Annotated in this window: 13 protein-coding genes; 3 read left to right on the plus strand and 10 right to left on the minus strand. The window is 68.5% G+C overall.

All coding sequences use genetic code 11. The features are described from left to right. Positions 1 to 83 precede the first annotated feature (83 nt). Positions 84 to 545, minus strand: coding sequence for a DUF1465 family protein (locus tag SPHPHY_RS0111130; protein ID WP_022686763.1), 462 nt, complete (start codon positions 543 to 545; stop codon positions 84 to 86). A gap of 93 nt (positions 546 to 638) precedes the next feature. Then, positions 639 to 848 carry a DUF465 domain-containing protein gene (locus SPHPHY_RS19975; RefSeq protein ID WP_022686764.1) on the minus strand — a complete coding sequence of 70 codons (210 nt, stop codon included), beginning with the start codon at positions 846 to 848 and terminating at the stop codon, positions 639 to 641. A gap of 180 nt (positions 849 to 1,028) precedes the next feature. On the opposite strand from SPHPHY_RS19975, the gene SPHPHY_RS21410 reads away from it, so the two are divergent. Next, the gene (locus tag SPHPHY_RS21410; protein WP_022686765.1) at positions 1,029 to 1,187 is read left to right on the plus strand and encodes a YdcH family protein; all 159 of its coding nucleotides are present in this window, start codon (positions 1,029 to 1,031) and stop codon (positions 1,185 to 1,187) included. A 44-nt stretch (positions 1,188 to 1,231) separates the two neighbouring features. On the opposite strand, the gene SPHPHY_RS0111145 is transcribed toward SPHPHY_RS21410, so the two are convergent. From SPHPHY_RS0111145 to SPHPHY_RS0111155, 3 genes are read right to left on the minus strand one after another with little or no spacing between them, the layout of a single operon-like run. After that, positions 1,232 to 1,663, minus strand: coding sequence for a hypothetical protein (locus SPHPHY_RS0111145; protein ID WP_022686766.1), 432 nt, complete (start codon positions 1,661 to 1,663; stop codon positions 1,232 to 1,234). Further along, positions 1,660 to 2,397 (minus strand): prepilin peptidase, encoded by a 738-nt coding sequence (locus SPHPHY_RS0111150; protein ID WP_022686767.1) that lies wholly within the window; start codon positions 2,395 to 2,397, stop codon positions 1,660 to 1,662. Before SPHPHY_RS0111150 ends, SPHPHY_RS0111145 begins: the two co-directional genes overlap by 4 nt. 8 nt (positions 2,398 to 2,405) lie before the next feature. Continuing rightward, entirely contained in the window at positions 2,406 to 2,654 is a 249-nt protein-coding gene (locus tag SPHPHY_RS0111155; RefSeq protein WP_022686768.1) for a hypothetical protein, read from the minus strand. A gap of 79 nt (positions 2,655 to 2,733) precedes the next feature. On the opposite strand from SPHPHY_RS0111155, the gene SPHPHY_RS0111160 reads away from it, so the two are divergent. Together SPHPHY_RS0111160 and SPHPHY_RS0111165 are read left to right on the plus strand one after the other, a co-directional pair. After that, the gene (locus SPHPHY_RS0111160) at positions 2,734 to 3,921 is read left to right on the plus strand and encodes a thiolase family protein (RefSeq protein ID WP_022686769.1); all 1,188 of its coding nucleotides are present in this window, start codon (positions 2,734 to 2,736) and stop codon (positions 3,919 to 3,921) included. A 547-nt stretch (positions 3,922 to 4,468) separates the two neighbouring features. Continuing rightward, positions 4,469 to 6,106 carry a Na+/H+ antiporter gene (locus SPHPHY_RS0111165; protein ID WP_022686770.1) on the plus strand — a complete coding sequence of 546 codons (1,638 nt, stop codon included), beginning with the start codon at positions 4,469 to 4,471 and terminating at the stop codon, positions 6,104 to 6,106. Between the two features lie 52 nt (positions 6,107 to 6,158). On the opposite strand, the gene SPHPHY_RS0111170 is transcribed toward SPHPHY_RS0111165, so the two are convergent. Genes SPHPHY_RS0111170 through SPHPHY_RS22710 form a run of 5 tightly spaced genes read right to left on the minus strand, consistent with a single transcriptional unit; the run spans position 6,159 to position 9,622 of the window. Beyond that, positions 6,159 to 6,515: an L-rhamnose mutarotase gene (locus SPHPHY_RS0111170; RefSeq protein ID WP_022686771.1), complete on the minus strand. Its 357-nt coding sequence runs from the start codon at positions 6,513 to 6,515 to the stop codon at positions 6,159 to 6,161. Next, the gene (locus SPHPHY_RS0111175) at positions 6,512 to 7,357 is read right to left on the minus strand and encodes a fumarylacetoacetate hydrolase family protein (RefSeq protein WP_022686772.1); all 846 of its coding nucleotides are present in this window, start codon (positions 7,355 to 7,357) and stop codon (positions 6,512 to 6,514) included. Before SPHPHY_RS0111175 ends, SPHPHY_RS0111170 begins: the two co-directional genes overlap by 4 nt. Before the next feature lie 10 nt (positions 7,358 to 7,367). Continuing rightward, complete coding sequence (locus tag SPHPHY_RS0111180) at positions 7,368 to 8,087, minus strand: SDR family oxidoreductase (protein WP_231370406.1); 720 nt, start codon at positions 8,085 to 8,087, stop codon at positions 7,368 to 7,370. A gap of 27 nt (positions 8,088 to 8,114) precedes the next feature. Then, the gene (locus SPHPHY_RS0111185) at positions 8,115 to 9,320 is read right to left on the minus strand and encodes a UxaA family hydrolase (protein WP_022686774.1); all 1,206 of its coding nucleotides are present in this window, start codon (positions 9,318 to 9,320) and stop codon (positions 8,115 to 8,117) included. Then, complete coding sequence (locus SPHPHY_RS22710) at positions 9,317 to 9,622, minus strand: UxaA family hydrolase (RefSeq protein WP_196802214.1); 306 nt, start codon at positions 9,620 to 9,622, stop codon at positions 9,317 to 9,319. Before SPHPHY_RS22710 ends, SPHPHY_RS0111185 begins: the two co-directional genes overlap by 4 nt. Positions 9,623 to 9,635 lie beyond the last annotated feature (13 nt).

Below are 9,635 nucleotides of genomic sequence, written 5' to 3' on the forward strand. Positions count from 1 at the left end.
TGGGAACGCTGTCCCCCCGAACAGATCGATAATCTTGTTGGCGAGCAGTCCGGAACCCGCGAAGCGCCGACTGTCGATGCCGACTAGAAAGCCGTCGCCAGCCGGTCGAGCATCGAGCGTGCGGGACTTGCCACCGGCAGCTCGCCCGCGTGCGCGGCGTCGAGCAGCGCGACCCGGCGGTGCAACTCCACGCTGCTCACGATCACGCCGCGCGCCTGCGCCGGGAAGCGCTCCAGCACTTCGCCCTCGGTCGACGGCGCCGTACCCAGCCGCCGCGCCGGATCCAGCGCCTGCAATGCCGGCAGCTCTCCGGCCGCGACCGCGCGTTGCGTCAGCAGCCAGGCGATGACGTGCATCAGCCGCGTCGTCACCTTCAGTGATTCGCAACTGAACGCCACCCGTTCCATCGGCGGCAATGCCTCGCGCTCGGCACGCCCGCCCTCGTCGAAATAATGGCGCGCCTCGTCGGCCAGCACCATCGCCTCCGTGTAGAAGGAGTCGACAAGCCGTCGTTGCAATCGCGGATCATGGACGTGGTCGGCCATCCGCTTTCCTTGCCACGACCCCGCACGCGCCCCAAGCGCGTTCATCACCTTTGTCGCGGCATTCTGTCCCGTTATGCGCCGCCGCGCCGTAGATCAGGCGATGATGTCCGGGATCATGTCGTCTTCGATCGAAGCGATTTCGTCACGCAGCCGCAGCTTGCGCTTCTTCAGCCGCATCAGCTGCAACTGGTCGGACGATCCGCCATCGGCCAGCGCCGCGATCGCGGCATCCAGGTCGCGGTGCTCCAGGCGTAATACGCCCAGCCGCGCCGTCGTTTCCGCATCATCGCCAACGTCGTTCATCGCACGCGCCCCCGACCCCGAGTCGCGCCTGCATAGCGCAGCGCGCCGCGCGGCGGTGCCCCCTTTTCGCGACCCGTCGCACGATAGCCGCGAGTGGCCGAGGGCAAGCAAAAGTCACGGGACACAAGGTACGTTTCGTGGTTTCTTCCTTCTGCCTCTCAACCACGAAGGAGACTGCCCATGCAGACCGCTCACATCTCGGCCCTCGAGGCCAAGCATGCGACGCTCGACCAGCGCATCGCCGCCGAGTCGCAACGTCCCGTGCCCGACACGATCGTGATTGCGGAGCTGAAGAAGCAGAAACTGCGGTTGAAGGAGGAAATCACCTCCTCGCACTGATTGAAGCAAGGCGCCCGGCAGACACGGTTCCGCCGGGCGTTTCCTTACCCCTGGCAGCCCACGAGCCCGGCCAGCGGGATCACGACCGTGTCGCGCCCCTCGCGATCAAGCCGCAGCGTGGCACTCGGCACCGCGGCACCCGCGGTCAGGTTCTGCCGCATCTCTATCGTCAGTTGTACCGTCGCCACCGCGTCGCCAGCGCGGTAGACGTTTTCGGCATTGAACCCCAGCAGCGCGTTGCCGGTCGCGCCCGTTCGCGGCAGGTCGGTCACCTTGCCGTCGATCGTCACCCGCAGCGCCGCCGGGTCTGCCGTCACCATTGCCGCCAGCGTTCGCGTCGTTCCGGTCGTGAAGAGATACGCCGCGCAGCCACGCGACGGCAGCGCCTGTTGCGGCAGCGGACCGATCGGCAATCCATCGATGGTGGCGGTGGGTGCGGCGGCCTGCGCCGCCGCCAGCAAAAACGCGAACATCATGCCGCCATGCCTATCATGAGCAGCCACGCCGGGTAAGCCGCGATCGCCAGCAACGTCCCCAGCGGCAGCGCATCGTTTGCCGCGACCGCGCGCCCGCGCACGCGCTCGACCAGCACCCAGCCCAGCCCGATCAGCCCGGCGACCAGCAGCACCGCCGGCAGCATTCGCCATCCCAGCGCCAGGCCGATCGCGCCGAACAATTTGGGGTCACCGCCGCCCAGCCCGTCACGCCCCCGCCATCGCCGATAACCCGCCCCGATCAGCCACAATATCGCGAAGCCGCCCGCGCCACCGATCACCCGCTCGCCCAGCGCAGGCGGCGCCACCCACGCTCCGGACAGCGCCACCAGCGCCAGCGCCGCGACCAGCGGGTCCGGCAGCCAGAAATCGCGCGCATCCATCACCGCCAACACCAGCAACAGCCACCCGAATGCTGCCCCGGCCAGCGCGACCGGCGGGGCCGCGACCAGCGCAGCCGCCGCGCCTATCCCCGCGCACCCGATCTCGATCGCCGGGTGTAGCGGGTCGATCCGCGCCGCGCATAACCGGCACCGCCCGCGTGCGATCACCCAGCTCAGCAGCGGCACCAGTTCGTGCGCGCGCAGCGTCCGCCCGCACCCGTCGCACGCCGATCGCCCGCGCAGCACCGAACGGTCCTCTGGCCAGCGCACCGCGATCGTCGCCAGGAAGCTGCCGATGATGGCGCCAAGAATACTTAACGCCACCACTGACATCGACCGTCTCAGTCCCGCTTGCGAATCAGGTAGCGATACACGCCAAAGCCGTTGATGCCGAGCAGGACGCCGTTCTGCACGCCCAGTGGTTCGTCGCCGGTCAGCCACGCGCCGGTGATCCACGCGATCGAGGATGTGACGAAGATCGCCATGCCCCACCCGGTCACCCGGCGGCCATTGTCCAGCGACACCATGAACGCCGCGGCGATCCCGCTGATCGCGGCATACCATTTCAGTGCTTCGTCAATGCTTTGCATGAAGCCGCGCGTAGCGGTTTGCGCAAGGGGGGACGAGTGCCTAGATGGCGATCAAGATCAAGAGAGGAACCGCGGAACCATGGCCACCGATCCCATCGTCATCCTGTCCTATGCGCGCACCCCGATGGGCTCGATGCAGGGCAGCCTTTCCGCCCTGTCCGCGGCCGATCTCGGTGCCGCCGCAGTGAAGGCGGCCGTCGCCCGTGCGGGCGTGGACGCTGCCGCGATCGAGCGTATCTACATGGGTAACGTCCTGTCGGCCGGTGTCGGCCAGGCTCCCGCCCGCCAGGCCGCGATCCGCGCCGGGCTTGGCGAGCATGTCGAGGCGACGACGCTCAACAAGGTTTGCGGCTCCGGCATGCAGGCCGCGATCCTCGGTGCCGAGGCGCTGGGCGCCGGCTCGATCGACCTGCTGGTCGCCGGCGGCATGGAGAGCATGACCAACGCGCCATATCTGTCGAAGGCGCATCGTGGCGGCGCACGCTTCGGCCACGATCGCCTCTTCGATCACATGGCGCTCGATGGCCTAGAGGATGCCTACCAGCCCGGCACCGCGATGGGCGTGTTCGCCGAGGAGACCGCGCAGGAATATCAGTTCACGCGCGAGGCGCAGGACCAGTTTGCGATCGCCTCGCTCACCCGCGCGCAGGCGGCGCAGAAGTCCGGCGCGTTCGACCGCGAGATCGTCGCCGTCGAAGTGACCGGCCGCAAGGGCACCACCACCGTCGCGATCGATGAACAGCCAGGCAAGAGCGACGCCGCCAAGATCCCGACGCTGCGTCCCGCCTTCACCAAGGACGGCACGGTGACCGCCGCCAATGCGTCGTCGATCTCCGACGGCGCCGCCGCGCTGGTGCTCACCCGCTTGTCGGTTGCCGAGAAGCTCGGGATCACCCCGGTCGCGCGGATCGTCAGCCATGCCGCGCACGCGCACGCGCCGGCACGCTTCACCACCGCTCCGGTGCCGGCGATGCGCAAGGCGCTGGAGAAGGCCGGCTGGTCGGTCGGTGACGTCGACCTGTGGGAAGTGAACGAGGCGTTCGCATGCGTCGCGATGATCGCGATGCGGGAACTCGCGCTCGATCATGAGAAGCTGAACATCAACGGCGGCGCCTGCGCGCTCGGCCACCCGATCGGCGCCTCGGGCGCACGCATCCTCGCCACGTTGCTTGGCGGCCTTCAGACCACCGGCCAGAAGCGCGGCGTCGCCTCGCTGTGCATCGGCGGCGGCGAAGGCGTCGCGATGGCGGTCGAACTGATGAACTGACCGACAGCCTGCGGCATGGCGGGTCCGGCCTCGCGCCGGGTCCGCCATGCCGGGCTTATGGCTTCTCACGGTCGAATAGCCCCGCTCACCCTCCCTTCGTGCTCGAAGGGAGAGTGAGAGGATTGATCGGACGAGCGGCAATCCGAACTCGATCATGGTCCCGCGATCCAGAAAGCCGACCAAGGCGGGCTGGCCTGCTTCGCCAGGCTCGCAAGGCCTGGTGGAGAGAGCAGGTCCGCCCGATCGTGAGAGCGCGGTTCGCCCGAACAGGTCGATCAGCACCATTCGCCCGCAGGCCGGCACCCGTGAGGCGCTGAGTGTCGACCCCACCCGGCCCGCACGCGGACCAGTTCGGCTTGCCAGATCATAGGACCGCAACCGGGCTGCCGCGGCCCACGCGCCAGACATCGCACGGCCGACGCCACGAACACCGCTCGTCAGGCAGCTATGCTCCCGATGCACGTTAACCGATAATCGCCCTCGCGCGGTTGCGCTGCGCGCCACTTCCGGCGATCTCCCGCCACACCCCATCGAGGAGAAGAACGCGTTGGAAGTAGTATCGATCGTCCTCCTGTTGCTCCTCGCCGTGGTCGTCAGCGGCGCGATCGCGCGCATCCTGCCGGTCAACGTGCCCGCACCGCTCGTCCAGATCGCGTTCGGCGCGGCGATCGGCATGGCGGCGGATCTGCGCGTGACGCTGGTGCCGGAGCTGTTCCTGCTCGTCTTCCTGCCGCCGCTGCTGTTCATCGACGGCTGGCGCATCCCCAAGGACGAGTTGCTGAAGGACGTGCCGGTCGTCGTCGAACTCGCGCTCGGACTGGTCCTCACCACCGTCGTGGGGATCGGCTTCTTCATCGACTGGCTGATCCCGGCGATGCCGCTCGCCGTCGCCTTTGCGCTCGCCGCCGTCGTCTCGCCGACCGACCCGATTGCGGTGTCGGCGATCGCCGCGCGCGTGCCGATCCCGCGCCGCATGATGCACATCCTAGAGGGCGAGGCGCTCCTCAACGACGCTTCGGGCCTCGTCTGCCTGCGCTTCGCGATCGCGGCCGCGCTGACCGGCGCCTTCTCGCTTGCGGAGGCCGCGGTCGGCTTCGTGTGGCTCGCCAGCGCCGGCATCGCGATCGGCATTCTCACCACGCTGGCGATCACCCGTGCCAAGGCTTGGGTGTCGCGTCGCTTCGGCGAGGACATCGGCTCGCAGGTGCTGGTCAGCCTGTTGATCCCGTTCATCGCGTATATCGCCGCCGAGCACGTCCACGCCTCCGGCATCCTCGCGGTCGTCGCAGCGGGCGTCACGATGACCTTCGCCGAGCTTTCGCGGCAGGCGCTCCCCGCCACGCGGATGCGCCGCAACTCGGTGTGGGACACGCTGCAATTCGCGCTCAACGGCATCATCTTCGTGCTGCTAGGCGAGCAATTGCCGGTGATCCTCTCCGGCGCGCGGGAGACGGTGAAGCTGACCAACCACGACAATCCATGGTGGCTCGCGCTCTACGTCCTCGCGATCGTCGCGGTGCTCGCCACGCTGCGCTTCGTCTGGGTGTGGCTGTCGTTCCGACTGACCGTCCTGCGCCGCGGCGTGAACGATTCGCCGCTGCGCAGTCCGGACTGGCGCGTGTTCGCGGCGATGTCGCTGGCGGGCGTGCGCGGAGTCATCACGCTGGCCGGCGTGCTCACGCTGCCGCTGACGCTCGCCGACGGCACGCCCTTCCCCGCCCGCGACCTCGCGATCGCGCTGGCGGCCGGGGTCATCATCGTATCGTTGGTCGCGGCCAGCATCGGACTGCCGCTGGTGCTGCGCGGGCTGGCGCTTCCACCCGAGCCGTCCAAGCAGGGCGAGGAGAACCGCGCGCGCGTCGCCGCGGCGCGCGCCGCGATCCGCGCGGTCGATGCCGCGCAACACGATCTCGCGCAGCGCGAAGACGATGTCGACGTCTATACCGAGGCGGCGACGCGGATCATGGATCTCTATCGTGAGCGAATCCGCGTCCGCGTCGACGGCGCGCCCGAGCTGGCGCTGATCCAGCAGAACGAGCGGATCGATCGCCTCCTGCGCCTGTCCGCGATCCGCGCCGAACGCGAGGAGGTATTCCGGCTGCAACGCACCCGCGCCATCGGCAGCGAAACCGGCCGCAAGCTCACCCGCGAGCTGGATCTGCTGGAAGGACGGCTGCGCGCCTAAGACGCGCATCCGGTCGCCCGGTCATCCCGGCGCGCGGGGATGACCGGGTCCGCTAGTCCTGTTCGGCCAGCGAGAAGATGCGCCGTGCCTCGACCCACTTCACCCCCGGCGGCGCCCACGGCAATCGCCGCTGCACAGTGTCCATCTGCGCTTCCCACGCCTGCACGTCGGCACTGGCGGCGTCCCTCGCCGCCTTCGCGTCCGCATCGAACGTGTCGTCGGTCTCCATCACCATCACCAGCCGGCCACCGCTGCGATAGATGTCCATCGCAGTGATGCCGGCGGCGCGGATGCTGGAGACGATCGGCCCGGGCACCGCGCCCGCGGCGTGCCATGCCTCATAGGCCGCGGTCGCCTCCGGCTCGTCGATGATATCGACCAGCAGGACGTGGCGACCTGCCGCGCTCATGCGCGATGCGCCACGACGGTCTGCCGCTGCGTGCCGAGCCCGTCGATACCCAGCTCCATCACGTCACCTGCCTTCAGGAACACCTGCGGCTTCTGCCCCATGCCCACGCCCGGCGGCGTGCCGGTCGAGATCACGTCGCCGGGCTGAAGCGACATGAACTGGCTGACGTAATGGACCAGGAACGCCGGCTTGTAGACCATCGTCGCGGTCGATCCGTCCTGGTAGCGGTGGCCGTTGACCTCCAGCCACATGCCAAGCGCGGTCGGATCGGCGACCTCGTCGCGGGTTACCAGCCACGGGCCGATCGGCCCGAACGTGTCGCAACCCTTGCCCTTGTCCCACGTCCCCTGTCGTTCGAGCTGGAACGCGCGCTCGGAGACGTCGTTGATCACGCAATAGCCGGCGATGTGGTTCAGCGCTTCGGCCTCGTCGACGTAGCGCGCGGTGGTGCCGATCACGATCCCGAGCTCGACTTCCCAATCCGTCTTCGTCGATCCGCGCGGGATCTCGACATCGTCGTCGGGGCCGATGATCGCGCTGGTCGCCTTGGTGAAGATCACCGGCTCGGTCGGCACGGTCGCGCCGGTCTCGGCGGCATGATCCGAGTAGTTCAGCCCGATGCACAGGAACTTGCCGACCGCACCGACGCACGGGCCATAGCGATCGACCTCGACCACCGGCAACGTCGCCGGGTCGATCGCCGCCAGCTTCGCCAAAGCGGCATCGCCCAGCATCGCGCCCGCGATGTCCGCGACGTGCGCCGACAGGTCGCGCACTGCGCCGTCGGCATCGATCATCCCGGGCTTCTCGGCGCCCGTCGCACCGTAACGTACCAGTTTCATGCGCTTTTCCTCAATTGACCCAACCGCCGTCGATGACGTGCACCGCGCCGGTCGTGAATCCCGCCTCGTCGCTGCCCAGATAGGTCGCCAACGCCGCAATCTCTTCCGCCACGCCCAGCCGCCCCATCGGCTGCCGCGCGACGAACGCCGCCTGTGCCGCCTCATAGTCGCCGGTCTCGCGCAGACGCTGCTGCAGCGACGGCGTATCGACAGTGCCGGGGCAGATCGCGTTGCAACGCACGCCCTGCCCGACGAAATCCGCCGCCACCGACTTGGTGATCCCGATCACGCCGGCCTTGGTCGCGGTATAGGCGAAGCGGTTGGGTATGCCCTTCACCGAACTCGCGATCGACGACATGTTCACGATGGCGCCGCCGCCCGCCGCCAGCATCCCGGGCAGCACCGCGCGGATCGTGCGGATCATGCCGGTCATGTTGATCGCGACTGCCTGGTCCCATTCGGCATCGGTCAGGTCGAGGATCGTCCCCGAGTGGACGATGCCCGCGATGTTCGCCAGCACGTCGATGCGGCCCACCGCGGCGACCAGCGCGTCGATCTGCGCGGCGTTCGTCACGTCCAGCGCATGATGCTCGCATCCGTCCAGCCCCGCCAGTGCGCCCGCGTCGATGTCGGTCGCGATAACGCGCGCGCCTTCCGCGGCATAGCGTTCGGCGGTCGCACGACCGATCCCGCGGGCCGCCGCGGTGACCAGCGCCACCTTGCCCTTCATTCGGCCTTCCATTCAACGAACCCCCATTCAACGACTACGTGCAGCGACCGGCAAGCACGCCGGACCGACCGGATCGAACGCCTTGTAGGTCAGAATGAATTCGCGGTGGCCCAGCGCTTCCGAGACGCTGGGCTGCCCGCCCGCAACCGCCATGATCGCGTCGACGATCTCGCTGCCGACCTCGTCCAGCGTCGCCGCGCCCTCCAGGATGCGGCCGGCGTTGATGTCCATATCCGCCGCCAGTCGCCGCGCCGTCTCGGGATTGGCGCAGATCTTGATGACCGGCGCGATCGCCGAGCCCACCACCGATCCGCGCCCGGTCGTGAACAGCGTCAGGTGACACCCGCACGCGATCATCTCGACGATCTCGGCATTGTCGGAGATATTGGGGAAGCCGAAGCGCGGCTCGCCGTCGGGTACCACGTCCAGCAGGTAGAGGCCGCCGGCCGGCGGCACGTCGCCGGGCTTGATGATCCCGCTGATCAGCGACGATCCCGATTTGGAATACGCCCCCATCGACTTCTCTTCCTGCGTCGTCAGCCCGCCTTCGGCATTGCCGGGCGCGAAGCTGCCGAAACCCATGATCGTGTAATATTCCTCGGCCTTGCGCACGCAGGCGACGATCTCCTCGCCCAGTTCCGGGGTCAGCGCGCGGTCGGCCATGATGCCCTCGCACCCGACCAGTTCGCCGGTCTCCTCGAAGATGCAGGTCGCGCCGTCCGCGACCAGCCGGTCGAATGCCCGCCCGACGGCCGGGTTCGCGGTGATCCCGCTGGTCCCGTCCGATCCGCCGCAGATCGTGCCGACAATCAGTTCGTCGACCCGCATCGGCACCCGCGGCACCTCGGCGATCTGCGCCTTGACCCGCGCGACCGCCTCGAGGCCGGCGCCGATCGTCGCCGCAGTGCCGCCCGTCTGCTGGATCACATAGAGCTCGACGGGACGCCCGCTGTCGCGGATCACCTGTTGCAACCGCTCGCGGTCGAAGCTCTCGCAGCCCAGCGACACGATCACGACGCCGCCGACATTCGGGTGCGTCGCCACTGCCTCCATCACCCGCGCCGCATAGGCATTGGGGTAGCAGCCGGGAAAGCCGATCAGATGCACGTCGGCGTCGTCGGCCTTGTCGACGATCTTGCGCGCGACGTGATGCGCGCATTCGACCAGATAGGCGACCGCGACGGTGTTGCGGATGCCCTTGCGCCCGTCGGCGCGCTGCCATGCCTGGATCATGCGCGCTGCTCCGTCACGGTGCTGCGCGTATGGCTTGCGATATAGTCGCTCTTCATGTTGTGCATATGGACCCATTGCCCCGCGACCGCCGCATCGGTCATCGACCCGATCGGTGCGCCATACTTTATGACCTTCTCGCCCGGCGCCATCGGCACGCGCGCGATCTTGTGCCCGACGGTCACGCCCTCGCGCGCCGGGATCGTCCCACCGGACACGGTCAGGATGTCCCCCGCCGCGATCGGCGCGACGCAGATCAGGACGTTGTCGTCGGGATGCAGCAGGATCAGCTGTTGCTGCTGCACCGGCCCGTCCAGC

Origin of the sequence: Sphingomonas phyllosphaerae 5.2 (genome assembly GCF_000419605.1) — a bacterium.
In the GTDB taxonomy this organism is placed as follows: domain Bacteria; phylum Pseudomonadota; class Alphaproteobacteria; order Sphingomonadales; family Sphingomonadaceae; genus Sphingomonas; species Sphingomonas phyllosphaerae_B.

Excerpts from the sequence above, each read along its gene's own strand:
- SPHPHY_RS0111130 (WP_022686763.1), bottom strand. The coding sequence starts at position 545 with ATGGCCGACCACGTCCATGATCCGCGATTGCAACGACGGCTTGTCGAC.
- SPHPHY_RS19975 (WP_022686764.1), bottom strand. The coding sequence starts at position 848 with ATGAACGACGTTGGCGATGATGCGGAAACGACGGCGCGGCTGGGCGTA.
- SPHPHY_RS21410 (WP_022686765.1), top strand. The coding sequence starts at position 1,029 with ATGCAGACCGCTCACATCTCGGCCCTCGAGGCCAAGCATGCGACGCTC.
- SPHPHY_RS0111145 (WP_022686766.1), bottom strand. The coding sequence starts at position 1,663 with ATGATGTTCGCGTTTTTGCTGGCGGCGGCGCAGGCCGCCGCACCCACC.
- SPHPHY_RS0111150 (WP_022686767.1), bottom strand. The coding sequence starts at position 2,397 with ATGTCAGTGGTGGCGTTAAGTATTCTTGGCGCCATCATCGGCAGCTTC.
- SPHPHY_RS0111155 (WP_022686768.1), bottom strand. The coding sequence starts at position 2,654 with ATGCAAAGCATTGACGAAGCACTGAAATGGTATGCCGCGATCAGCGGG.
- SPHPHY_RS0111160 (WP_022686769.1), top strand. The coding sequence starts at position 2,734 with ATGGCCACCGATCCCATCGTCATCCTGTCCTATGCGCGCACCCCGATG.
- SPHPHY_RS0111170 (WP_022686771.1), bottom strand. The coding sequence starts at position 6,515 with ATGAGCGCGGCAGGTCGCCACGTCCTGCTGGTCGATATCATCGACGAG.
- SPHPHY_RS0111175 (WP_022686772.1), bottom strand. The coding sequence starts at position 7,357 with ATGAAACTGGTACGTTACGGTGCGACGGGCGCCGAGAAGCCCGGGATG.
- SPHPHY_RS0111180 (WP_231370406.1), bottom strand. The coding sequence starts at position 8,087 with ATGAAGGGCAAGGTGGCGCTGGTCACCGCGGCGGCCCGCGGGATCGGT.
- SPHPHY_RS0111185 (WP_022686774.1), bottom strand. The coding sequence starts at position 9,320 with ATGATCCAGGCATGGCAGCGCGCCGACGGGCGCAAGGGCATCCGCAAC.